Annotated in this window: 19 protein-coding genes; 3 read left to right on the top strand and 16 right to left on the bottom strand. The window is 68.3% G+C overall.

Annotated features, from left to right (window positions below):
* Positions 1-113 precede the first annotated feature (113 nt).
* From ACK5NO_RS00430 to ACK5NO_RS00415, 4 genes are read right to left on the bottom strand one after another with little or no spacing between them, the layout of a single operon-like run.
* The gene (locus ACK5NO_RS00430; protein WP_416810688.1) at positions 114-1,358 is read right to left on the bottom strand and encodes an allantoate amidohydrolase; all 1,245 of its coding nucleotides are present in this window, start codon (positions 1,356-1,358) and stop codon (positions 114-116) included.
* Positions 1,355-2,581 (bottom strand): pyridoxal-phosphate-dependent aminotransferase family protein, encoded by a 1,227-nt coding sequence (locus ACK5NO_RS00425; protein WP_416810687.1) that lies wholly within the window; start codon positions 2,579-2,581, stop codon positions 1,355-1,357. The genes ACK5NO_RS00430 and ACK5NO_RS00425 overlap by 4 nt, the downstream gene beginning before the upstream one ends.
* Before the next feature lie 56 nt (positions 2,582-2,637).
* Positions 2,638-4,272 (bottom strand): AtzH-like domain-containing protein, encoded by a 1,635-nt coding sequence (locus ACK5NO_RS00420; RefSeq protein ID WP_416810686.1) that lies wholly within the window; start codon positions 4,270-4,272, stop codon positions 2,638-2,640.
* Positions 4,259-5,365 (bottom strand): acetamidase/formamidase family protein, encoded by a 1,107-nt coding sequence (locus ACK5NO_RS00415; protein WP_416810685.1) that lies wholly within the window; start codon positions 5,363-5,365, stop codon positions 4,259-4,261. The genes ACK5NO_RS00420 and ACK5NO_RS00415 overlap by 14 nt, the downstream gene beginning before the upstream one ends.
* 89 nt (positions 5,366-5,454) lie before the next feature.
* Here ACK5NO_RS00415 and ACK5NO_RS00410 point away from each other — a divergent pair, with 89 nt between their 5' ends.
* The gene (locus ACK5NO_RS00410; RefSeq protein WP_416810684.1) at positions 5,455-6,156 is read left to right on the top strand and encodes a YoaK family protein; all 702 of its coding nucleotides are present in this window, start codon (positions 5,455-5,457) and stop codon (positions 6,154-6,156) included.
* A gap of 98 nt (positions 6,157-6,254) precedes the next feature.
* On the opposite strand, the gene ACK5NO_RS00405 is transcribed toward ACK5NO_RS00410, so the two are convergent.
* Both ACK5NO_RS00405 and ACK5NO_RS00400 read right to left on the bottom strand, forming a co-directional pair.
* Entirely contained in the window at positions 6,255-7,403 is a 1,149-nt protein-coding gene (locus ACK5NO_RS00405; RefSeq protein WP_416810683.1) for an SDR family NAD(P)-dependent oxidoreductase, read from the bottom strand.
* 21 nt (positions 7,404-7,424) lie between these two features.
* Positions 7,425-9,077 (bottom strand): FAD-binding protein, encoded by a 1,653-nt coding sequence (locus ACK5NO_RS00400; RefSeq protein WP_416810682.1) that lies wholly within the window; start codon positions 9,075-9,077, stop codon positions 7,425-7,427.
* Positions 9,078-9,139: 62 nt separating this feature from the next.
* Between ACK5NO_RS00400 and ACK5NO_RS00395 the strand changes: the two genes are divergently transcribed.
* Positions 9,140-9,706, top strand: coding sequence for a TetR/AcrR family transcriptional regulator (locus ACK5NO_RS00395; RefSeq protein WP_416810681.1), 567 nt, complete (start codon positions 9,140-9,142; stop codon positions 9,704-9,706).
* A gap of 161 nt (positions 9,707-9,867) precedes the next feature.
* Here ACK5NO_RS00395 and ACK5NO_RS00390 read toward each other — a convergent pair whose 3' ends face one another.
* The 8 genes from ACK5NO_RS00390 to ACK5NO_RS00355 all read right to left on the bottom strand — a co-directional run bounded on the left by ACK5NO_RS00390 (position 9,868) and on the right by ACK5NO_RS00355 (position 20,721).
* Entirely contained in the window at positions 9,868-10,959 is a 1,092-nt protein-coding gene (locus tag ACK5NO_RS00390; protein ID WP_416810680.1) for a LacI family DNA-binding transcriptional regulator, read from the bottom strand.
* 3 nt (positions 10,960-10,962) lie between these two features.
* A complete protein-coding gene (locus ACK5NO_RS00385; RefSeq protein WP_416810679.1) occupies positions 10,963-11,814 on the bottom strand; it encodes a carbohydrate ABC transporter permease in 852 nt (283 codons plus the stop codon).
* Positions 11,814-12,773: a carbohydrate ABC transporter permease gene (locus tag ACK5NO_RS00380; RefSeq protein ID WP_416810678.1), complete on the bottom strand. Its 960-nt coding sequence runs from the start codon at positions 12,771-12,773 to the stop codon at positions 11,814-11,816. Before ACK5NO_RS00380 ends, ACK5NO_RS00385 begins: the two co-directional genes overlap by 1 nt.
* An 84-nt stretch (positions 12,774-12,857) precedes the next feature.
* Positions 12,858-14,207, bottom strand: coding sequence for an extracellular solute-binding protein (locus ACK5NO_RS00375; RefSeq protein WP_416810677.1), 1,350 nt, complete (start codon positions 14,205-14,207; stop codon positions 12,858-12,860).
* A 266-nt stretch (positions 14,208-14,473) separates the two neighbouring features.
* On the bottom strand, positions 14,474-15,559 hold the full coding sequence (gene mnmA / locus ACK5NO_RS00370; protein WP_416810676.1) for a tRNA 2-thiouridine(34) synthase MnmA: 1,086 nt from the start codon (positions 15,557-15,559) through the stop codon (positions 14,474-14,476).
* A gap of 64 nt (positions 15,560-15,623) precedes the next feature.
* Positions 15,624-16,334, bottom strand: a complete 711-nt coding sequence (locus ACK5NO_RS00365) for a tyrosine-protein phosphatase (RefSeq protein WP_416810675.1) — start codon at positions 16,332-16,334, stop codon at positions 15,624-15,626.
* A 48-nt stretch (positions 16,335-16,382) separates the two neighbouring features.
* A complete protein-coding gene (locus tag ACK5NO_RS00360) occupies positions 16,383-17,579 on the bottom strand; it encodes a cysteine desulfurase family protein (protein ID WP_416810674.1) in 1,197 nt (398 codons plus the stop codon).
* A gap of 109 nt (positions 17,580-17,688) precedes the next feature.
* A complete protein-coding gene (locus tag ACK5NO_RS00355; RefSeq protein ID WP_416810673.1) occupies positions 17,689-20,721 on the bottom strand; it encodes an ExeM/NucH family extracellular endonuclease in 3,033 nt (1,010 codons plus the stop codon).
* A gap of 151 nt (positions 20,722-20,872) precedes the next feature.
* Between ACK5NO_RS00355 and ACK5NO_RS00350 the strand changes: the two genes are divergently transcribed.
* On the top strand, positions 20,873-21,703 hold the full coding sequence (locus tag ACK5NO_RS00350; protein WP_416810672.1) for an oxidoreductase: 831 nt from the start codon (positions 20,873-20,875) through the stop codon (positions 21,701-21,703).
* 21 nt (positions 21,704-21,724) lie between these two features.
* On the opposite strand, the gene ACK5NO_RS00345 is transcribed toward ACK5NO_RS00350, so the two are convergent.
* A complete protein-coding gene (locus ACK5NO_RS00345) occupies positions 21,725-22,675 on the bottom strand; it encodes an electron transfer flavoprotein subunit alpha/FixB family protein (RefSeq protein ID WP_416810671.1) in 951 nt (316 codons plus the stop codon).
* Positions 22,672-23,460 carry an electron transfer flavoprotein subunit beta/FixA family protein gene (locus tag ACK5NO_RS00340; protein WP_416810670.1) on the bottom strand — a complete coding sequence of 263 codons (789 nt, stop codon included), beginning with the start codon at positions 23,458-23,460 and terminating at the stop codon, positions 22,672-22,674. The genes ACK5NO_RS00345 and ACK5NO_RS00340 overlap by 4 nt, the downstream gene beginning before the upstream one ends.
* Position 23,461: the final 1 nt, after the last annotated feature.

Genomic DNA, 23,461 nt, shown 5'->3' with positions numbered 1-23,461 from the left:
ATGGTCCTGGTCTACGCGCAGCGCGCACTCAAGTCCCAGAAGTGGGCCAGGTCTACGCGAACCTCGGTGGGGGGTGGGAAGGGGGCGGGGGGTGGGGGTGGGGTGGAGTGCCGTCAGGCGTGGGCGTGCGCCACGGCGAGCACCGCGGCCTCGAAGGCGTCGAGCGCGAGAGCCACGTCGTCCGCTCTCACGTCCTCGTCCCGATGGTGGGAGATGCCGTCCTTGCAGCGGATGAACAGCATCGCGTAGTCGCACAGGTCCGCAATGGCCATGGCGTCGTGCCCGGCCTTGGACAGCAACCGCAGGGGCTCGGCGTCTCCGGTGGCGCGAATGCCGGTCTCCACGGCCGCCGCGAGCGACGGAGCAACCTCCGTCGCGCGAGCCGCGTGGAGCTCGTTGACCTCGAAGCTCAGGTGGCGCGCTGCCGCAGCCTTGAGCGCGGCCTCCTCGATCTCCCCCCACACCTCGTCGCGCAGGGCATCGGTCTGCGCCCGCAGATCGAGAGAGAACTCGACACGGCCGGGGATGACGTTCATCGCTCCGGGGTACGCGTGCAGCCGGCCTACCGTGCCGATCGCCCCGGCGTCTCGCGCGAGCGTCTCGACCGCGCTGACTACCTCCGAGGCGCCGAGCAGCGCGTCGCGGCGGCGCCCGTATGGCATGCCCCCCGCGTGCCCGGCCTCTCCCACCATCTCGAGCTCGAAGCGCCGGGCGCCCATGATGCCCTCGACCACCCCGAGCGCGCGGTCCGCATCCTGCAACAGCGGGCCCTGCTCGATGTGCGCCTCCAAGTACCCGATCACGTCACGCCCGCGCAGCGAGGCCTCCCCCACTCGCGCGGGATCGAGCCCAAAGGCCACGAAGGCGTCGTGCAGACTCACGCCGTGCGCGTCGCGCAGGTACCACCACGACTCCTGCCAGGTGCCCGCGACGGCACACGAGCCCAACAGCGTGCGCCCAAAGCGCGTGCCTTCCTCGTCGGCGAAACCGATCACCTCCAGGCAGAAGGGCAGCACCACTCCCCGCTCCCGCAGCCGTCCGACGACCGCGATCGCCATGAGCGTGCCCAGGATCCCGTCGTAGCGGCCCGCGCCCGGCACGGTGTCGAGGTGCGAGCCGAGCAACAGAATCGGCGCGTCCTGCGTGGGTCCTGCGAGGGTGCCGCGCAGGTTGCCCGCGGCATCCTGCCAGGGCGTGAGGCCCGCCGCCGCCATCCACTCGCCCACGGTCCAGTTGGTGCGCGCATGCTCCGGGGTCAGATACGAGCGCTCGATGCCGTCGGCGGCCGCAGAGATCCCGGCGAGCACATCGCAGCGCTCGAGCACCTGCTGCGCGGAATCCGCCGTGGCCGCGCTCACAAAGCGTCCTCGTAGACGCCGTACGCGGCATCGACTCCCGCGCCTGCGGCCATGCGATGCCCCGCGCGCCGCAATACCGCCTCGAGGGCCGCGAGCGTGACCATCACCGCGTCCTGGCGGGCGTTGTATCCCATGGTGCCGATCCGCCAGATGCGCCCGTGCAGCGGCCCAAAGGACGTCCCGATCTCGATCCCAAAGTCGTCGAGGAGCGCACCGCGCACCGCCTCACCGTTCACGCCGTCGGGGATCTGCACGCCCACGACGTTGTTCATCCGGTACGCGAGCGAACCGAATGGCGTCAGGCCCATCGCCTTGGCGCCCGCGGTCATCGCGCAGCCGTGGAGGCGGTGGCGCTCCCACGCGTCGGCCAGGCCTTCGCGCAGCAGCAACCGGGCGCATTCACGCGCGCCGTAGAGCATGGTCGTCGCCTCGGTGTGGTGGTTGAGCCTGCGCTCGGACCAGTAGTGGAAGATCTGCCCCATGTCGAGGTAGTTGGAGCGAATGGGCTCGACGGCCACCGGGTCGCCGGGCGCCCGGATGCCCTCCTCGACGGAGGTGCGCGCGAGAATCACCTCTGCCGCGCGATCGGAGAAGGTCACCGGCGCGGAGCCCGACGGCCCGCCCAGGCATTTCTGCAGGCCTGCGGTGGCAGCGTCGATACGCCACTCGTCGACCCTGAACTCGTTGCCGCCGAGCGTCGCAGTCGCGTCAACGTACAGCAGCGCCCCGTGGCGCTCGCACAGCTCGCCGAGTCCTTCGAGCGGCTGCGCGACCGTGGTCGACGTGTCTCCGTGCACCACGGCCAACACCGTGGGCTGCACGTCCACGAGCGCGGCCTCGATGGCCTCCTCGGTGAACACCTGCCCCCACTCGGTCTCAATGGTGTGCACCTCCGCACCGGCTCGGCGGCAGATCTCCGCGAGCAGATGGCCAAACCTCCCGAAGATGGGCACCAGCACCCTGTCGCCGGGGGCAAGCAACGATACGAGCGCCGCCTCGATGCCCGCGCGCGAGGTGCCGTCCACCAGCATGGTCTGCTGGTTTTCGGTGATGAAGACCTCCCGGTAGAGGTCCATGACCTCGTTCATCGTGTCGGTCATCCAGGGGTCGTACTGCCCCACGAGCTGCGCGCTCATGGCGCGCAACACTCGCGGGTCGGCCGTGATGGGGCCGGGCCCCATCAGCAGGCGGTGCGGCGGCTGAATCGATGCGGGAACGCTCACGCTCACATCATGCCCCGCACGGGTTACGCAGGCATTTCATAGAGCCGATGCGCGTGTCACGCGAGCGTGTCCACCCACCTCAGCGCTGTCTCCACCAAGGCGAGATCGCTGCCTCGCGGCCCCACGAGGCACAGGCCAGCAGGCCCGCCGTCGAGTTCGAGTAGCGGCACCGACAGCGCCGGGCGGCCGGTGATACCCGCGACGGCGGTGAGCGACAGGGTCGCCTCACGCACGCGCTGAAGCGAGTCGGCGTCGGCGTCGAGCGCGGGCGCCACGGAACTCGCGGTGGGCAGCAGCAGGATCCTGTCGCCCAGGGCCGCGTCGATGGCCGTGCGTGCCGCCGTCCGAGCCTCGAGCCCGGCCTGCTCCGCCTGTTCGTTCACTGAGGCCGCCCACGCGAAGCGCTCGGCAATGTCCTCGCCCAGCGCGTCCGGGTGCGACTCGACCCACGCACCCCAGGCTCGCGCCGCCTGCGCCGACTGCGTGACCCGGAAGATCTCGAACAGGTCGCGCGGGGCTGGCAGGTCGATGGGCTCGAGAGAGTCGAACACGCCCGTGGCCGCGAGCGCGTCAATGACGCCTGCCAGGCCCATGCGCACCTCGGGCTCCGCGGCCTCAAACAGCGCTGCGCACACCACCGCATGCCGCGACTCGACGCGACGCTGCGCGACCTCGCCGTCGCCGTCGGTCACGAGCGCGACGCGCGCCGCCTCGAGCACCGTCACGCCGTCGCGGGCGAGCCAGCCGGGGGTGTCATAGTCGGGTGCGAGCGGCAACACCCCGGTCAGCGACGCCGCGCCGTGCGTGGGGCGCAGGCCCCACAGCCCCTGGTACGAGGCCGGAATGCGGATCGAACCGGCCGTGTCCGTACCCAGGCCAAGGTCCGCCTGCCCGCTCGCGACCGCGCTCGCGGGGCCCGAACTTGACCCGCCGGGGATCGCACCCACCGCGGCAGGGTTGGGCGGGGTGCCGTATGCCGCGTTGCGTCCCGCGATCGAGTACGCGAACTGGTCGGTCTGGGCGATGCCACGCACCGAGGCGCCTGCGGCGAGCAAAGCGGCCACCGCATCGGCCGTCACGGGCTCGACGGGAGATTCGGCGACATACGCCGGGACCCCAGCGCCGATGCGCCGCCCCGCGATCGCGAACACGTCCTTGACCGCGACGCTCACGCCGTCGAGCGCGCCCGCGCCGGTCGGGGCAAGCAGCGGAGCGCCGAGGACCCGCCAGATGCGCGTGTCCATCGCGGGGACCGGCGCGCTCACATGTGCGGCGGAGATGATCCACCCGCCGGGCGTGGCGTCCTTGTCGCCAGTGCGTTCCCACAACTGCGTGACGAGGCCACGCCCGCCGCGATCGGGGGCATTGATCGAGGTGACCCACGCGTGGGTCTCGGTGAGGGGGCGCACCTGAATCTCGGTGACGGTGCGCGCGGGGGCACCGCCGCGTGACGTGCGGAACCGGTCGATCCGGTCGCGACCCACGAGCAGGCCAGCGGCATCGCCGCGCATGACGTCCTTGCCGCGAGCAAAGAACGCGTCGAGCGCCGCGAGATCGTCGGCCATGAGGGCCGCCTCGTACGCCCAGAAGGCGTCGAGCAGTTGCGGCGGGGGCTCGACGCCCTCGGGCAACTGCACCATGGCCTGGAGGTCGCGGCGTGCGTCAATGTCGGGGTGCTCAGGAACGCTCACGTGGGATCGCCTCAAAGTCGGAGATGCGGATGGCGGCGTGGACGCCTTGAACCAGGTCCACCACCTGTGAGATACGAAAGTCCGTCGCGGCGGACAGGTACGCATACGCGAGGTGGCCGTCCATGCCGTACCTCGCGTTCAGGATCGACAGCGACTGCCGTACGCACGCGCGCATGGCCTCATCGAGGTCCTCGTGCATGCCCGTGGGGAACAGGAACTCGGACGACTCCCCCAACGGACCGGCGAGCTCGCCGAAGGCCCGTAGCGCCTCGCGTTGGGGAACCACGTCGAGGCGCACCGTGGCTCTGAGCGAGGCTTCGAGAGCGGTCAGCGCGACCTCCCCATCGCCCTGGGCGAAGTGGGGATCTCCCAGGTAGACCAGCGCATCGGGTACCTGGACCGGGAGGTACACCCGCGTGCCAGCGACCAATTCCTTGACATCGAGGTTGCCGCCGTGCGGGCCGGGGCGCACCGAGTGCAGGCGCTCGTCGGTCGCGGTGGCGACGCCCATGATGCCGAGGAACGGCGCAAGCGGGAAGCCCGCGACGTCGGGGCCGCCCTCGCGAGCGGGCAGCCAGCCGCGCCACTGGCCGTCGGCATCCTGGCCGATGCGCGTGAAGACACTGACATTGCCCTCACCTGCGGGCAACTCACCGGGCAGCGCTCCCCTGCCGTGACGATTGGAGATCACTCCGTACGGCACGCGCGGGGTGAGGTCGAGGATGTCGATCGCGAGCAGGTCTCCTGGACGTGCGCCCGTGACGGCGATGGGGCCGGTGACCACGTGCGGGCCGTCGTGCTCGGCGTCCCGACCCCCGCGGGCGGCAAACTCGACTCCCTCGGCGAGCACCGCATCGGCGCTGACTCCGTGACGAGCAAAGAAGGCGGCCGGGTCGCTCCCCTGGTCGGGCAGCAGCCCCTCGTGAGAGAGCGTGTCGACCACCACCGTGGTGCCGGGTGCGACCGTCATGACCGGCGCATCGGCCTGGCACGGCAACCGGCCCCACATCGTGGTGCCCGGGGCGACGGGCAGGTACGTCGCGCCTGGCGGCACGCCCTCACCCCGGCGCAACACGCCTGCGTAATCACCCACCGATCGCCTCCCGTGCCTTGACCCGTGCCCTACTCTGAACCGAGACTACCGGCGCGCTTGGCCGGCGGCGGAAGGCACTGGGAGGACGCGTGCGCGAGCGGCTGCGACAAGACGTGGGGCGCACCCACCTGGGACTGATGCTCGCGCTGACGTTTTCGACCGGCATCATCGACGCGGTGGGCTACTTGGGCCTCGACCGCGTCTTCACCGGCAACATGACCGGCAACGTGGTGATCCTCGGCATGGGTCTGACCGGAGTCGACGACCTGCCCGTCGTGGGCCCCGTCCTCGCGCTCGCTGGCTTCATGGCGGGCGCCGCGATCGGTGGACGCACGCTGCGCAGTTTCGACGCGGGCTGGTCGCCCAAGACCACGGTGCTGTTTAGCCTGGTCAGCACCGTCTTGGTGGCCTGCGCGATCGTGGCGTTCGTGGACGAGAGCCCCACTGAGCCGCTCGCGCTCGCCGTCACCACGGCGCTGGGCGCGGCGATGGGTCTGCAGGCCGCGGTGGCCCGTCACATCGCGGTCAAGGACGTCACCACCGTGGTGGTCACGTCGACCATTACTGGCCTTGCGGCAGACTCCGCCGCTGGCGGCGAGGGCGTGAACTTCTGGAAGCGCCGCATGGGCGCGATCCTGCTGATCGGCGCGGGTGCCTGCACGGGGGCGTTGCTGCTGCAGTGGCACCTGGGCGCGGGGATGCTGCTCAGTGCGGCCATCACGATCGTGGTGACGCTCGCGGGCCACCACAGCCGCCCCTTCACGAGTCAAATGGAGCCATTTGACTCGTGAAGGGGCGGCTGGGTTCCCGTCAAATGGATCCATTTGCGTGGGACGGGGCGGCCTACTTTCCGTCAAATGGATCCATCTGACGGAAAGTAGGCGCGTGGTTAGATCGCGTGCCACCCACCGTCAGAGGGCAACACCACGCCTGACAGGTTGACCGAGTCATCGGACAGCAGGAACGTGATCGAGGCCGCGAGCTGCTCGGACTCCACCGGCGCGGGCATGACGGCCATCGCGTTGTGCAACCGGTCCTGCGCCAGCGGCGAGTCGAACTTCGCCTCAATGTTGGTGATGACGGGACCGGGCGAGACTGCGTTGACACGCAACCCGTACGGCGCGTACATGAACGAGCACGACTTGGTGATGCCCACCACGGCGTGCTTGGACGCCGTGTAGGCCACGCCGGCGGCCGAGCCACGCAGGCCAGCCTCCGACGCGATGTTCACCACGGAACCCCTGCCCACCTCGAGCATCTTGGCGATCACTCCGCGCGACAGCCGCATGAGGCCCTCGACGTTGACCGCAAAGACCCTCTCCCACACCGCGTCGTCCACCTCGTGGATGGGAGTCATGTTGTCCATGATCCCCGCGACATTTGCCAGGGCATGGATGTCGTCGCCCGCGACCTCGATGACCCGGTCGACGTCTTGCTGCTTGGTGACGTCGGCCGTGACCGTCTCGATGGCGAGCCCGGGGTGCGCGTCCTTGAACTCGTCCAAGCGCTCCGCGGAAATGTCCACCGCGATCACGCGCCCACCTTCGCGAGCGACCCGAGAGGCGGTGGCGCGCCCGATACCCGACCCCGCTCCCGTCACGATGACCGTCTGGCCGTCGAAGCGCGCCGTCGTGATCTTCTCGTCCCACTCGGGGATGCTCTGGATGGGCAGCGCGACGTTGTCGGGCGTGGGCGTGGGGGCCGACACCGTGGCCGTGACCTCGGCCCCCACCGCGGCAGCCTCAGCCTGCTCGATCATCTGGTCGAGCAGCTCCTGACTGAAACGCCCACCACTGATCTTTATCAAGCGGTTCATTGAGAAGCGCTTGACGGGGGCGAGCTGGTCCGCGCTCTGGCCCGCCTCGGCGAGCAGGTTCCTCATGACCGGGCCACCCTGCGGGTGATCCAACCATTCCTGAACCTTGGATTCGCCGCTCAGCCCGGTCAGGCCTTCGCCCGAGCCAGCCGATGCGCCGGTGACTTCCGCTGGGGTGCCAGCTGCCGCATCGGCCCTGTTCTTGTCCTTCTTGCCAAACATGAGGTGTTCCTTCCGGCCGCGCTAGACGGCGGCGTTGACACGGGCGGCGGCGTGCTTGCCGCCCACGAATCCGAAGACGGTCGCGGGACCGATGGTCGAGCCGGCACCCGGGTAGGTGCGGCCCATGACCGATGCGGTGGTGTTGCCCGCCGCATAAAGCCCCTCGATGGGCTGGCCCGCGGTGTCGAGCACGCGAGCGTGCTCGTCGGTGAGCAAACCACCCTTGGTCCCCAGGTCGCCGGGGACGATCTTGAAGGCGCGGAACGGGCCCTTCTCGATGGGACCGAGGTTGGGGTTCTTGAGTGACGGGTCGCCGTAGTAGTTGTCGTAGGCGGTGCGGCCGCGCTCAAAGTCCTCGTCCACGCCGGTGCGGCAAAAGCCGTTGAAGCGCGCGACGGTGGCCTTGAGGGTGTCCTCGTCCATGCCGAGCTTCCATGCGAGTTCCTCGATGGTGTCGGCCTCGACCACGGAGCCGGCCTTCTTGAGCTTCGACAGGCCCTGGATCGCGGCGTTGTTAAGGAACTTCTTGTGGTGACGGCGCTCGGTGATCATCCACGAGTGGATGGCAGGCACGGTCTTGTCGCGCTCGAGGATAGCGTGACCCACGTCGATGTAACTCGCGGACTCGTTGCAAAAGCGCTGGCCCGACTGATCCACGATGATCGAGTACGGGTCGGAACGCTCGTTCACGGAGAACTGCGCGTGGCCGCCAGGCATGAGGATCGAGGCGCCCCACCAGGCGTCATCCATGAGCGCCACGTCCGCGCCAGCGTCGATGCCCACTTGAATGCCGGAACCGGTGTCACCCTCGGGCGCCGAGGTGTATCCCTCGATGCCGTGGTGCTTGAGGCGCCATTCCTTGTGGTGAGCGAAGCCGCCGGTTCCGAGCATGACGCCCGCACGAGTACGGATGCGCTTGACGCCGGCCGGGCTGGCCACCTCGGCGCCAATGACGCGTCCCTCGTCATCCTTGATGACCGCGGTAATGGGGGTGCGCAGTCGTACCTCGACCCCCAGGTCGATGGCCGTCTTCATGAGGTGGCCCATGTAGGCGCCGCCAAAGCCGTAGTACTTCTTGCCGGCCACTACGCCCTTGAGCGTGCGGCCCACGAACTGCGCGCCACGCACAAAGCCGGTGCGGCTGGACCAGGCGCGCGACAGCAGCCACACGTCGTCGGTCTTGATGGGCACGGGCAGTTGCGCGCGCGAGGCGGAGAACCAGCCGCCGAGCAGCTTGGAGTCGAACGGTTCGGTCTCGATGGCGCGGCCGCCATCCATGCCGCCCGGCTTGTCCGGGTAGTAGTCCGGATAGTCGGCGCTCAGGGCCCAGCGGATCCCCAGGCGCTTCCATTCGTTGTAGACGACGGGGACGTTGGCGATGTACGCCTCACGGCGCTCGGGGCTCGATGCGGGGCCCACGTCGCCGATGGTGACGTCCATGTACTCGCGGACCTTCTCGGGTGAGTCGTGCTTGCCCAACTTGTCCATGTCGGGGTGGGCCGGCATCCACAGGCCGCCGCCGCTGATGGCGGTAGTGCCTCCCCATTTGTCGGTGCTTTCGACGACGAGAACGCTGAGCTTCTCATCTGCACCCGCGATGGCGGCGCTGATGGCGGCCGCCCCTGATCCTGCGACGAGGAGGTCGACTTCCTCGTCCCACTCCTGATGTGCCATCTGCAAGCCTCCCAACAAGCATTTTTGACCGGACAACCTTGTCCGGTCACTAGTCTAGGCACGTGACTAAGGTCCCGAAGACCAACCGCGGCCCCGTGGCAGGGCCCGAGAATCGCGCCGCTCTGATCGCGGCCGCGAGGGCGGTCTTTGACGAGCGCGGACTCGACGCTCCCCTGTCGGCAGTCGCCCGCAAGGCCGGCGTCGGCCAGGGCAGCCTGTACCGCCACTTTCCCGACCGGACGGCGCTCGCGGTGGCGGTCTTCGAGGAGAACCTGGTCGAGCTGGAGGCACTCGCCGCACGCCCGGGATCAACCCTGCGCGATGTCGTTGACCTCGCCACCTACCAGGCACAAGGCGCGGCGGCCTTCATCGAGACGATTATCGTCGCCAGGGCCGATGCGCGGGTTCAGGAGTACGACGCGCGACTGCGCGCCGTACTCGCCGACAAGTGGGCTCAGGCCAGTGAGTCCGGTGCCGTCGCGCCGGGCACCACCTCGGACGACCTCATGCTTGCGCTCGGCATGGTGGCGATGTTCCTGTCGCACGCGCCGCGCGCGCAACGTGCGGAGATAGCCGAGCGTGCATGGGGACTGCTGGGCCCGGGCCTGGGTCGCCTCGAGGCCCCCTGAAGCAAGGCTCCGGCCCGCTCGCTCATCCCCACCCCCGCCCCCGCCCCGCCCCGCCCCGCTCCCTCCTTCCCGTCAAATGGATCCATTTGCGTGGGAAGGGGTGGCTCAGTTCGCGTCAAATGGATCCATTTGACTTGTGAAGGGGGTGGAGCGCGGGAGTCCTAGGCGGACTCCCGCACGACCAACGTGGTGGGCATGATGGTCGTGCGCGGCTTGTCCGCATCCCCTGCGAGCACCGCGAGCAGAATGTCGACCATTTCGCGGCCCATGTCTTCAGCGGGCTGGCGCACGGTCGTGAGCGGGACCTCGCAGGTCGCACCCGCAGGGCTGTCGTCGAAGCCGACAATGGCCAACTGGTCAGGGATCGCAATGCCGCGGTCCAGCGCCACAGGCATCGCTCCGGATGCCATGAGGTCAGAGGCGATGAAAACCCCGTCAACCTCGGGGTGCGTATCCAGCAACTCGCGCATGGCGCGTGAGCCCCCCAGCATCGAGAAGTCGCCGTCAATCACGGGACCGGGCCGCAGGTCCGCCTCGTGGAGCGTCCGCCTCCAGCCCTCGACGCGGTCGAGCGAACTTTGCATGGACAGCGGGCCCGAGATGGTCGCGATATTGCGGCAGCCGCGGTCGATCAGGTGCTGCGTCGCTGTGGCGCCGCCGGCCACGTTGTTGACGTCCACCACGTAGGCGTCGAGGCCAGGGATGGCCGAGCGTCCACCGAACACCATCGGCATCAAGTTGCCGATCTGGCGCAACGAGTGGTTGCTCGTGTGGTGCGAGACCACCACGACCCCGTCAACGGCGCCTCCTGCGAGGTAGCGCAGCAGTTTGCCCTCCGGCGCCTGCGACGCGACCATGAGGCTCAGCACGTAGTCCGACTGCTCGAGCCGGTCGTTGACGCCCTTGACGATCATCGCGAAGTACACGTCGCCCAGGAACCGGGTGATGTCCTCTGGCACGACGAGCGCAATGGCGTGCGACTGCTGACTCGCGAGCGACCGAGCCGCACGGTTGGGCACATAGCCGAGTTCGTCAATGGCCTTCTGAACGGCCTGCGCCGAATCCGGGTGGACCTTGGGCGAGCCGTTGACCACGCGCGACACGGTCGCGCGAGACACGCCTGCCCGGGCCGCCACCGCCTCAAGGGTGGGGGCGACCCGGGAACCGTCCCTGCCGACGCGGCGCACCCCAAAGGGTGCCGCGTGCGACTCACGCTGATCCGACGCTGGATCAACGCTGGGGACGTGCGTCATGCGTTACCCCTTCACTGCGCCCTGCATAATGCCCGACACGAGCTGGCGGCCGGTGAAAATGAACAGTATCAGCAGCGGAACCGTCGCCAAGAGGACTCCTGCCAGGACCAACGAGTAGTCCACGAAGTAGTTCGCCTGGAGCATCGACAGCGCCACGGGAAGGGTGGGGTTGGACTGGTCGAGCACGATGAACGGCCAGAAGAAGTTGTTCCAGCTCGCCACGAAGGTGAACAGGAACAGCATGGCCGCTGCCGGGCGAGCGGCGGGGACGCCCACGTGCCAGAACGTGCGCAGCATGTTGCACCCGTCCACACGCGCCGCCTCGATGAGTTCCGAGGGAAGCGACTGCTGGAGGTACTGCGTCATCCAGAACACGCCAAACGCCGTGACCAACGCGGGGATGATGACGGCCCCAAGGGTGCCCGTCCACCCGTACTGCGACATCAGGATGTACAGCGGGACCACGCCCAACTGCACGGGCACCGCCATCGTGGCGATGACCGCCACGAACAGCACGCCGTTGCCCTTGAAGCGCAGCTTGGCGAAGGCGAAGCCGGCGAGCATCGACAGCACCACGGTGGTGGTCGAGACCGTGACCGAGACGATGACCGAGTTCGACAACGCCTTCCAGAAGTTGACCGCAGGGTTGTTGATGACGGTCTGCGCGTTCTCGATGAAGTTGCCGCCTGGCCACCACGACATGTTGGGGTCGCGAATGGTGCTCGCGTCACCGGAGCCGATCAGGAATGACCAGTAGAACGGGAACAGCGACGCCACCAGCACAATCACGAGCGAGGTGTAGACGAACCACCCTGGGCGGTTGAGCTGGACAGAGGCCTTAGTACGGAGCGCCATTACTTGCCCCCAGAAGAGTCGGACGAGATGAGGCGTCGCGTCAGCCAGAAGTTCAGCAGACCGAAGACGACGATGATGAGGAACAGCAGCCACGCGATGGCAGATGCACGCCCAAAGTTCAGCTCACCCCATCCCGTGTTGTACATGTACATGGTGATCGTGAGCCACTGTTGGTCCGCTCCGCCGTTGCCGGCAGAGTCGAACATGCGTGGCTCGTCGAAGATCTGAAGTCCACCGATGGTCGACGTGATGATCACGAAGATCGCGGTGGGGCGAATCTGGGGAAGCGTGATCGAGAAGAACCGGCGCATCTTGCCTGCGCCGTCGAGAGCGGAAGCTTCGTACAACTCGTTCGGAATGGCCTGCATGGCCGCGAGCAGGATCAGGGCGTTGTAGCCCGTCCACCTGAAATTGACCATCGTGGCGATCGCCCAGTGCGACGGCAGAACTTCCTTGTGCCACTGGATGGGTTCAATACCGATGTAGCCAAGCCAGTGGTTGAACAATCCGTACTCGTCCGCGAACAGCTGCGAGAAGATCAGCGCGACGGCGACCGGCATCACGACGTACGGCAGCAGGACACCCATGCGCCAGAACGTCTTTGCCTTGAGGTGATGGTCGAGCATCGCGGCGATGAACGTCGCGAGGATCAGCTGAGGGATCGAGGACAGCAAGAAGATGGAGAAGGTGTTGCGCAATGACACCCAGAACTTTCGGTCGTTCAGCACGAACTCGAAGTTCTCGAAGCCGATGTACTCACCGGAGTTACGGATGGTGTCCCAGTCCATCACCGAGATCACTGCGGTGTAGATGATCGGGAACAGGCCCGTGAGCGCAAAGATGATGAAGAAGGGCGCGATGTAGAGATACGGGGAGTACTTGACGTCCCAGCGCCCCAGCCGCTGTCGCCAGGTGTACTCGGCGCGAGCGGGGGTTTCGATGTCGGTTGTCGATGCCATGAGTTTCCTTCGCGGATCAGTCGCAGGGATGCGAGTGTCCGGGCCGCCCCCAGGTGGAGGCGGCCCGGACCTCATGCATCGGTGTTAGCCGATCGCCTCAATGTCGGCGACGGCCTTGTCCCACGAGGCGGCCGGGTCATCCGTGCCGTCCTCCACGCGGGTCAGTGCGTTGTTGATCGCGTCGTTCACCTGGAAGTAGAACTCGCCCTTGAACGGGGAGGGAACCACTGCCTCGGCGCGGTCGGCGAAGATCTCGCCGATGGGAGCGTCGTTGAAGAACGCGTTGACGGCGCCGGAGACCTCAGGCAGGTCGTAAGCGTCGACCTGCGAGGGGTAGGTGCCTGCGTTGGCGAAGGCCTTGGCCTGCTGCTCGGGGGCAGTCAGCCATGCGGCCAGCTTGGTTGCCTCTTCGACGTTGGCGCCGTTGGCGGGCACCGTCAGCCACGAACCACCCCAGTTACCGCCACCGTTCGGGTAGACGTTGGCGAGGTTCCAGTCGGTGGTGTCGGGGGCGTTGCCCTCGATCACACCGAGCATCCACGGCGGGCACAGCATGGTCGCGTAGGCACCGTTGGACAGACCGGCGAACCAGTCCTCGGACCACTGGCCGAAGTGCGAGGACTGCGTCTGCGACGCAGCCGTGAGCTGGTCGTAGGCCGCCTTCACGTCAGCGTTGTCGAGCGCAACGATCTCGCCGGAGGCCTCGTCTTCGTAGGCCACTCCGAGCTGGTTGACCATGCCCTGCCACACACCGGAGGCAGAGTCGAAGAATGCCTTGCCGCCCGAGCCCTCAACGTAGTCGTCGCCGACCGAGAAGAAGTTGGCCCAGTCGCCGTCAAGCAGCGCCGCGACCTCTTCGGGGTCGGTCGGCAGACCGGCCTCTTCGAACAGCGACTCGCGGTAGCACACGCCCTGAGGGCCAATGTCGGTGCCGTAGCCAATGAGGCGGCCGTCGGCGTCGGTGGCAGCAGCCTCGACGTACTCGAGCCAGCGGCCCTCGACGTCAGCGCTGGACAGGTCAGCGAGGAGGTCCGAGTACTGCATCACCTCGGGCATCCAGTCAACCTCCACCATCTCGATGTCGGCGAGTCCGCCGGGGCCGAGCTTGGTGAAGAAGTTCTCACGGGCGTCACCGGACTCCGCAGCGCGGTTGTAGGTGATCGTCACGTGGGGGTTGAGTTCCATGTACTCCTCGATGAGGTCGTACTGGTAGTCGGCGTCGTTCTCCGAGTCCGACAGGCCCGGCGTGTTGAACGTCGCGATGGTCAGCGAGACGGGCTCAGCATCGGCCGTCTCACCGCCGTCCGCGGTGTTCTCGGTCGTCGGGTCGTCGCCGGGGGCCTCGGCGTCATCCGAACAGCCGGCCAGGGTCAGGGCGAAGATCGCTGCACCTGCGGTGAGTGCTAGCGCCTTCTTACGTCGCGTCAAGCTCACGTCCACTCCTTTGTGATAAGGGTCTGCTTTCAATTCGCGAGAGCGCTCTCCCCTGCGTGAGAGCGCTCCCACGAATCGCCATCAAACTATGCCCGGGCGCCGGGGGTGTCAATCGAAAACGGCCATTCAAAACGTTTCGATACCGAACCGTTACATGTCGGGGTCAAAACGTTACGATCAGCCTCGTGCGAGGGCCGCTCGGTCACCCAGGATTCACGCCAGTGGCCAGGGGCGCATCGGGCCGATGCGCGGGCCGGGTACCGCTGTCAGGTGCGCCGTGCGGCGATGGTCGCCTGGCCGAGCACCCTGGTGCCCGAGTACACGACGAGAGATTGCCCGGCGGCCACCCCGCGCATCGGCTCGTCGAGCACCACCTCGAAGGTGTCGCCGTTGCGCACGACGGTCGCGTCGACAGGGGTGCCGTGCGCACGGACCTGCGCGGCGCATCGGACCGGCTCGGTGGCAGGGACGTCGGGGGCGAGCCACACGGCCCTCTCCCCCACCAGGCGCGTCACGGACAGCAGGGTCTCGGGACCGACCGTCACGACGTTGCGGGTGGTGTCCACCTCGGTGACGTAGCGCGGCGCGCCGTCGGGAGCAGGCCGGCCAATGCCGAGTCCGCGGCGCTGACCCACCGTGTAGGCGTAGGCGCCGTCGTGCTGGCCGACCGTCACGCCACTTTCGTCGACGATGTCGCCTGGCTGCGCGCCGAGCGAGCGCTGCAAGAAGCCCTTGGTGTCGCCGTCGGCCACAAAGCAGATGTCGTAGGAGTCCGGCTTGGTGCTCACACCGAGGCCGCGAGCCGCTGCCTCCGCACGCACCTGCGACTTGGACTGTGCCGTGCCGAGCGGGAACATCGAGCGCGCGAGCTTGTCGGGGCCCATGACGGCCAGCACGTATGACTGGTCCTTGTCGGGGTCTGCCGCTCGGTGGAGCTCTCGCACACCGTCGTCGCGCAGCTCGATCCGCGCGTAGTGACCGGTGCAGACCGCGTCGAAGCCCAGGGCCTGCGCGCGCTCGAGCAGCGTGTCGAACTTGATGTGCTCATTACAGCGCACGCACGGGTTGGGGGTGCGCCCGGCCGCGTACTCGTCGAGGAAGTCCTTGACGACCGTGTCATGGAACTCGTCGGACAGGTCCCACACGTAGTACGGGATGCCGAGCTTGTCGGCTGCGCGCCGGGCGTCGTTGCTGTCTTCGATCGAGCAGCACCCGCGCGAGCCAGAGCGGAACTCATCACGGTTGCGGCTGAGCGCCATGTGCACGCCGACCACGTCGTGACCCGCGTCAAGGGCGCGCGCAGCCGCCACGGCGGAGTCGACTCCGCCGGATAGTGCCGCTAGCACGCGCATAGGCCACCTCTCCCGGGAACCCGTCTATGGTACGCGGCTCCCGCGATCTCGCCCCTCCCCGGGCTTAGGCGAGGAGCCTGGCCCGCAGCGCATCGAGAGTCTCGCGGTCTCCTCCGTTGGCGAGATACCAGCCCTCGACACCGCCGTCGTGCTCGTCCCACACGTCGAGGACCGCCTGGATGGCCTCGGCCGGCGCCTCGAGTACCTCGCGCGGCACCGCCGCCAGCGGTGTGTCGGCGACCTTGTCCGGCATGCCGCCCAGCATCCGGCCGATCACTCCGGGCATGTTCGCCTGGGTGCGCGCGTAGTCGGCCACCACGCGATCGCGGTCGACGTCGAGCAGCCGCAGCATCAGCGCCGCGGAGACCCCCGTGCGGTCCTTACCCGCGGAGCAGTGGAACAACACTGGGCCGTCGTCGGTGGCCACCTCGCGGACCACGCGCACCAGCCCGGGAGCGGTCTGCGGCCCAATCATCATGGAGTACAGCTCGGCGAGGGACGACAGCGTGGTCCGCGCGGCCTCGCCCACGAGGTTGGCGGCCGCGAGGATGTCGATGTCGATGACCGTCGCGTCGCCGCCGAGCGGGTGCTCGGGGTGCTTCTCACCGCGACCGCGCAGGTCGAGCACCGTCCTCGGGGGCCACACCTCAAGGCCCGTGGGAACGGCGTCCCCTGCGAGCGGGGCGTCAGAGCGATAGGCGACGCCTGCTCGCAGCCCTGGCGCCGCATCGGCAAGGTCTCGGATGTTGGCGAGTCGGTCCAGTGGCTTGTCCATGCTCCGATGCTCGCAGATTGACCCGCCGTCGCCAGGCCGCCGCGCGGGTCAGCCGAAGACGCTCGAATCGAAGGTCCCCGCGACCCTGCGGGCACGGGCGACGGCTTCGGGTAGCACTTCGACAAGCGCGTCGATGTCGTCCTGCGTGGTGGTGTGGCCCAGCGAGAAGCGCATGGTCGATGCCGCGTCGCGCTCGGAGCGCCCCATCGCAATCAAGACGTGGCTGGCCTGCGCGACGCCGGCCGTGCACGCCGAACCGTTGGAGGCCTCGACGCCGTGTGAGTCGAGCACAAACATCATCGCCTCAGCCGCGCAGCCGGGGAACACAAAGTGCACGTTGCCCGGGAGACGCTCGGGGCCCGGCTCGGGACCGGACAGCACTGCGTCGGGCACTGCGTGGCGCACCCGGTCGACGAGTTGACGCTGGAGAGCGCCCAAGCGCTGGGCTTCCTTCTCGAGCGTGTCCACCGCCTCTTGGGCGGCGACCGATGCTGCGTGGAAGCCCGCCGCGTTGAGCGTGCCCGAGCGGATCTTCCTCTCCTGCCCGCCTCCGTGAGTGAGCGGGGTGATGGCGAGGTCACGACGTGCGACGAGCACGCCGACACCCACGGGACCGCCCAGCTTGTGAGCACTCACCGCCATGGTCGCGAGCCCGGACGCGCGGAAGTCAACCGGCACGTGGCCCACGGCCTGGACCGCATCGGCGTGAACGGGGATGTCGTGCTCCGTCGCGATATTGACGATGTCGCGGATGGGCTGAAGAGCGCCCACCTCGTTGTTGGCCCACATCACGGAGATCAGCGCGATCTGGTCAAAGTTCTCCGCGACCTCCGCACGCAGGGCGTCGAGATCGACGATCCCCTCGCGGCTGACCGGCAGCACGACTGTGGTCGCTCCGTGCTCCGCCTCGAGCCAGTGCGCCGGGTCGAGTCCCGCGTGGTGCTCGATCGCGGTGGTCACAATCCGCGTGCGCCGTGGGTCGGCCTGGTGACGCGCCCAGTACAGGCCCTTGATCGCAATGTTGTCCGCCTCCGTGCCTCCGGAGGTCCAGATCACCTCGGTGGCGTGGGCGCCGAGTGCCGCGGCCATGCGCTCGCGCGCGTCCTCGACGATCGAGCGCGCGAGCCTGCCGGACTTGTGCAGCGCCGACGGGTTCCCCACTCTGCTGAGCTCCTCGACGTACGCCATGCGTGCGCTCTCGAGCATCGGCGTGGTCGCGGCGTGGTCGAGGTAGTGGGGGGACATATTCCTCACCCTAGCCCGTCAAATGGATCCATTTGGCGCGGAAGTGGCGCCCGTTCACGATGAAAATGGATCCATTTGACGGGGAAGGAGCGGGGGACGCGATGGGGGGTCAGCCGCCGCAGGGCACTCCCCCTAGCGTGAACGAGTCGACCGGCAGCGCACCCGCCGTCGTCACGCCCACGAAGCCGAACGTCACCGACCCGCCCGGCTGCACCACCGCGTTCCACGGCAGGCTGCCGACCGTGACGGAGGCCCCGTCCTGGGACCCGCTGCCGCTCCACAGGTTGACGATGCGCTCGTCACCTGCGAACTCCCATCCCAATTCCCAGGCGCTGAGCGGCTCACCACCGGTATTGGTGAGCCACACCTGCGAGATGAACCCTCCCGGCCACTGGCCGTGAATCGTGTAGTCCACGGCGCACGGCGCTACCTCGACCTCGGAGGCAAGGTCGAGCCCCACGAGCACCGGGTCGTGGTCCGAGGTGCGGTACCAGTCGGCCGCATACAGCGACTCGATCTGCGCGGCGGACTTGAAGTCGGTGTTGTAGTCGAGTACCGACGCCTCGTCCGCGTTGATGTGGACGTGGGCCGAGCCCGTCACCTGTTCCGCAAGTGAGGCGGAGGCGAACACGTAGTCGAGGGAGCCCCACTGGCCGTCGAACACGTACGAGTAGTCCCCGCCGCCCATCTCGACGTATCCGGCCTCGCGCAGCACGTCGATCGGGTCCTCCTGCGCGTAGGAGTTGAGGTCGCCGATGATCATCACGTCGGGGTCCTCCACGCCCGTGGGCGAGGTCGCGAGCCACTCGACGAGCGACGTCGCGGCCCCCGTCCTCGTCTCGTTCCAGCACGAGGCCCCATCACCTTGGTCGGCGTCGAGCCCTGTGGCATCGCCGCAGCCCTTGGACTTCCAGTGGTTGACCACCACCGTGAACGTCTCCCCCGTCGCGACCTCCGAGAACGACTGCGCCACCGAGGGCCGGTTGTTGTCGTCGTCAAAACCGGGGAAGGTGCTCGCGTCGAGCACCGCGTGCGCGCCCTCGGGCGACACCACCGCGGAGTCGTACAGCACGCCCACACGGATCACGTCGGTACCCACCACGCCGGTGTCCACGAAGGACCAGGTGTCGGTGCCCTCGGCGGCATTGAGCCGCTCGGCAAGCGCGGCGAGCGGCTCGACACCAGGGGTGTTCTCCATCTCCATGATGCCGATGACGTCAGCGTCGAGCTCCAGCAGCGCCGCGACCAGCTTGTCGGTTTGCCGCGTCAGCTCGATGTCCTCTGGCAGGCCCAGCGGCTCGTACGGCGTGTTCGCGCCGCGGCAGTCCTGCTCAAATCCGACGGGCCCACACGCATCGGCGACCCCGTCGATCGACAGGAAGTAGTTGAGCACGTTGAAACTCGCGACCTTCACCGAGCCGCCCACCTCAGGCGCACTCACAGGCCGCGGGTTGTGCGACTCGAAGACCGGCAGCTCCGCCTCCGGAGCAGCGGGACGCACGCGCCACGCATTGCCGGAGGCCGCGTTGCCCGCCCACGTGTACGTCATCACGCCGGTCAGCCCCGTCACCGAGTCCCCGCCTCGCAGGGGGTTGTCGGCGCTCAGCGGGCCGGCTCCTCCCCCGTAGAGGATCGGGTCGGGGTTCTGGGCGTTGGACAGGTCGTCGAGCTTGATGCGGTTGAGATCGTTGGCCGCCTGGAGCGCGTTCGCTTGAGCGCCCGGCTCCACCACCGCGGTGGGCTGGTCCAGCCGGTCACCGCCGGACAGCGTGATCTCGCCAAACCTTCCCAGCAGGTAGAACTCGGTCACGAACAGTTCCTGCTCGAACACCACGGACATGCCCTCGTAGCGTTCGGCCTGGGCGGCATCCTCGAACGGCAGGCTCACCGGCGCAGGCGTCACACTCGCGCCCGACTCGAGCACCTCGACGGCAGTCGTGTAGCCCATCTGCGTCTGTCCCTGATACTCCTCCACCGGCCCGGTCACCGAGACCACGTCTCCAAGCGCGACCGTGTCGCGACTTCCCTGGTAGACGAAGACTCCCTCGGACGTCGCTGGGTCGCCATCGACGTCGCCGTCGCGCGACTGCACGTAGAACCCGCGCAGCGTTGGCGCCGGACCCTCGTAGTCGCCGACCACCACGCCCTCGATGGTGACGGTCTGGCCCACGTAAGGCGACGTGTCACCCGTGCCTTGGAGATCGCCGATGCGCGTGACGCCCGCCGCAGCGACCGTGAAGCTCGCGCTCGCGTCACCCTCCATGGCGTCCGGCGGGTCGTTGGCGTCGAGATCCGTCACGGCCGATGCGCTCACGGCCACCGCACATTCCTCGCCTGCCGCGAGAGGTGAGGCCGGCACAAACGAGAAGGAGGTCGGCCCGCCTGCAACCGTGCCGTCCAGCACTCCCGATGCGGAGCACGTCACTGTGATCGCGCCTGGAGCGAGCGCGACGGGTTCGGTGAAGACCACCTCCACCACCGCATCGGCCCCCACGCCCACGGCACCGTCGGCGGGCGCTATCGACGCCACCGCCGGGGCGACGTCCACGACCGGCCCGCCGTCGCACGACGTCTCGTGCACGCCAAGGCCATCGAAGGTGTCCCGTGCCAGTGCGTCCCACTCGAGTGAAGCGTCAAACGCATCCGTGGGCTCGGTGTCTCCCGCGCACACGCTCGCCCGACGGCGCAACGTGTCGTCGAGACCTCCACCAGGCCATTCAGTCCCGGGATCGACGCCCACCTGACCGAAGGAATCCACCACCGCGCCACCGTTGCGCAGCACCAGCGCATCGTCGCCATTGAACAGGCCGGAGCCAGTGGTCTCGTCAGCGACCTCAAGAATCGGGGCCGCTGCGGCCGCGTGCGCGACCACGTACGTGTCGCCGGCCGCGAGCGTCCCATCAAGGGAGAACGTCACCGACGTATTCGCCGACCCGTTCGAATGCTGCGTCAGGGTGTACGGCGCGAGATCCACGGCAGCACCCGTGCCGTTGTAGATCTCGACGGCCTTGTTGTTGCTCGAGCCCTCGATGTACTCCGAGATGAGCAGGTCTCCCGGATCTGCGGCCGAGGCGGGGAGCGCCGTCAGTGCGCTCACCCCCAACGCGATCAGGACGGTGGACGCGGCGGTGCGACGGCGCATGGATTCTCCCTGGTTGTCCGGTTGATCCCACGCTAGGGCCGGGGACCGACACCCGCATCAGGAGCGAGGAAAACTCTGGGTGAAACCTGCGTGTCGCCCGTGTTGCATGGTCCACGCGTTACCGTGACGGAAGGTCGATCGAGGAGGAAACATGGCCACGTGGTTCATCACCGGATGCTCGACGGGAATTGGGCGTGCCACCGCCGCTGCCGCCGCGGCTGCGGGTCACACGGTGGTCGCCACCGCTCGCCGCCCCGAGACGCTCGAGGACCTCGTCGCCTCCTCGGACGGCAAGGTCATCGCGCTCGCCTTGGACGTCACGGATCCCGACGCGGTCCGCACCGCAGCGGAGGTCGCCGAACGCCTCACGGGCGGAGTCGACGTCGTGGTCAACAACGCGGGGATCGGCTACTTCGCAACCATCGAGGAGTCCGACCCTGCCCAGGCACGCGCCGTCATCGACGCGAACTTCTGGGGCGTCGCGCACGTCACGCACGCCTTCTTGCCTCACCTGCGTGAGCGCCGCTCGGGCCACATCATCACGGTCTCGTCGATCGCGGGCGTGCGCGGCTCAGCAGGCATGGGCTACTACTGCGCGTCCAAGTGGGCAGCGTCCGGCTTCATGGAATCGCTGGCCAAAGAGGTCGCGCATCTGGGCATCAAGGTGAGCATCATCGAGCCGGGCCCCGTACTGTCCCAGTGGATCCCCTCAGGGGCCAAGGTGCACGACGGTCACCCCGACTACGCCGAGGTCATGGACCCCTACTGGGAACGCATCGACGCCCTACCGGGCAATCAGCCCGGTGATCCCGATGCGCTCGCTCAGGCCATGGTCGCGCTCACCACGCTCGAGACTCCCCCGCTGCACCTGCTCGCCGGCCGCCACGCGATCACCCAGGGACGCGCCAAGGCCGCCGCTCTCGCGAGCGAGATCGACGCGTGGGAAGAGCTCGGGGCATCGATCGACACCAGGAACCGGTAGCTCCGGCCCCACCGCGCCGGATCAGGCGCCGCGGTGCTCCTTGATGCGCTCGATGGCCTGCGGAATCACGTCGAAAAGCGAGCCCACCACGCCAAAGTCGCTGATCTCGAAGATCGGCGCCTCGGGGTCCATGTTGATGCACACGATGGTGCCGGAGGCCTGCATTCCGCCGCGGTGGTGCACTGCGCCGGAGATGCCTGCCGCGACATACAGCGCGGGCGTCACCGTGGTGCCGGTCTGGCCCACCATGTGCTCGTGGCTGATCCAGCCCTCGTCGGTCGCGTCGCGCGAGGCACCCACGGCGCCGCCGAGCAGCTCGGCGAACTCGGCCACGAGCGTGTAGTCGCCGCCCGTGCCGCGACCGCCTGACACGACCACCGGCGCCTCGGACAGCGGGACGCCGCCGTTCTGGACAATCGGTGCGACTGAGACGATGCTCTCGCGGGCCTCGGGCAGGTCCACCTCGACAGTCACCACCGCTGGCACCACGGACTCGGCCGCGGGTGACGCGATGGTGGTGTTGGGTCGCACTCCCACGATCGCGCGCTCGGACTCGATCCGGGTGCGGACGTTCCAGGTCGCGGCGAAGACGGTCTGAACGGTCTCGACGTGCCCGTCGACCAGTTCCGCACCTGCCGCGTCGACCACCACACCGGCGCCAGTCAGCAACGCCAACCGGGTCGCGATCTCCTTGGTCACGAACGTCGAGATGACGATCAGCACGGGGGCGTCCTCGGTGGCCGCGGCGATCGCGGCGGCCGCCTTGGCGACGTGACGAGCATCGTCGCCGATGTCGGCGACCCGCACCTCACTGGCGCCGTACTCGCCCAGCACCGCCACCGCATCGGCGCTCGGGGTAGCACCCAACCAGACGGCGATGGGAGTTCCCAGCCCACGGGCGAGCGTGAGCGCCTCAAGGGACGGACGGGTGACCTCGCCTGCGCGGTGGTCAATCAGCACTGCGACGCTCATACGAGCCCCTTCTCGATCAGGAAGTCGGCCAACTGCGTGCCCGCGTCTCCCGTGTCGGTCACTTTCACTCGGTTCTCGCGCGGAGGGCGCGGCGAGGCATCCACGACGCTCGTACGCGAGGCCAATGCGCCCACGACGGAGGCGTCGACGCCCAGGTCCGCGAGGGTCCACACGGGGATCTCGGCCTTGCGCGCGGCCATGATGAGCTTGAAGTTGGGGTAGCGAGGCTTGTTCGCCTCGTCCGTCACGGACACGACGGCGGGCAGCGGCGCCGAGACGGTCTCGCGGGCGTCGGGCAGGTGGCGCACGATGCTCGCCTGACCGTCGGCGACGGTGAGGCCAGAGGCGAGAGTGAGCTGCGACCAGTCGAGTTCGGCCGCGAGCGCCGTCGGCAGCATCGAGGTCAGACCGTCGAGCGCTGCCATACCGGTGATGACGAGGTCCAGCGGGGCCTCCTCATGCACCTTGCGCACGGCGGCCGCGATGACCTTCGCGGTCGCGAACACGTCGGAACCACCGATCGCCTCGTCGCTGACGTGCAGCGCACGGTGGGCGCCGAGTTGAAGGGCCTTGCGCACGGCCGCGACGGCGTCGGGGCCGCCCACGGTCAGGGCAACGACCTCTCCCTCACCAGCGGCCTCGACAAGCTGAAGCGCCGCCTCAACGGCGTGCTCGTCGAGCTCGTTCATGGTGCCGTCCTCCGCCGAGCGGGTGACGCGGCCTTCCGTGAACGAGCGCTGGGACTGGAGGTCTGGCGTGTGCTTGACGGTAACCAGGATGCGCATG

This window comes from Demequina sp., from assembly GCF_047975725.1.
Classification (GTDB): domain Bacteria; phylum Actinomycetota; class Actinomycetes; order Actinomycetales; family Demequinaceae; genus Demequina.
The sequence above is the reverse complement of the archived record's forward strand: the minus strand, read 5'-3'. Positions and strand labels throughout refer to the sequence as shown.

What these genes read in the sequence shown, in the direction of transcription:
- ACK5NO_RS00340 (WP_416810670.1), bottom strand. Translation starts at nt 23,460, where the DNA reads ATGCGCATCCTGGTTACCGTCAAGCACACGCCAGACCTCCAGTCCCAG.
- ACK5NO_RS00400 (WP_416810682.1), bottom strand. Translation starts at nt 9,077, where the DNA reads ATGGCACATCAGGAGTGGGACGAGGAAGTCGACCTCCTCGTCGCAGGA.
- ACK5NO_RS00355 (WP_416810673.1), bottom strand. Translation starts at nt 20,721, where the DNA reads ATGCGCCGTCGCACCGCCGCGTCCACCGTCCTGATCGCGTTGGGGGTG.
- mnmA (WP_416810676.1), bottom strand. Translation starts at nt 15,559, where the DNA reads ATGCGCGTGCTAGCGGCACTATCCGGCGGAGTCGACTCCGCCGTGGCG.
- ACK5NO_RS00380 (WP_416810678.1), bottom strand. Translation starts at nt 12,773, where the DNA reads ATGGCATCGACAACCGACATCGAAACCCCCGCTCGCGCCGAGTACACC.
- ACK5NO_RS00385 (WP_416810679.1), bottom strand. Translation starts at nt 11,814, where the DNA reads ATGGCGCTCCGTACTAAGGCCTCTGTCCAGCTCAACCGCCCAGGGTGG.
- ACK5NO_RS00350 (WP_416810672.1), top strand. Translation starts at nt 20,873, where the DNA reads ATGGCCACGTGGTTCATCACCGGATGCTCGACGGGAATTGGGCGTGCC.
- ACK5NO_RS00360 (WP_416810674.1), bottom strand. Translation starts at nt 17,579, where the DNA reads ATGTCCCCCCACTACCTCGACCACGCCGCGACCACGCCGATGCTCGAG.
- ACK5NO_RS00390 (WP_416810680.1), bottom strand. Translation starts at nt 10,959, where the DNA reads ATGACGCACGTCCCCAGCGTTGATCCAGCGTCGGATCAGCGTGAGTCG.
- ACK5NO_RS00365 (WP_416810675.1), bottom strand. Translation starts at nt 16,334, where the DNA reads ATGGACAAGCCACTGGACCGACTCGCCAACATCCGAGACCTTGCCGAT.
- ACK5NO_RS00345 (WP_416810671.1), bottom strand. Translation starts at nt 22,675, where the DNA reads ATGAGCGTCGCAGTGCTGATTGACCACCGCGCAGGCGAGGTCACCCGT.
- ACK5NO_RS00405 (WP_416810683.1), bottom strand. Translation starts at nt 7,403, where the DNA reads ATGTTTGGCAAGAAGGACAAGAACAGGGCCGATGCGGCAGCTGGCACC.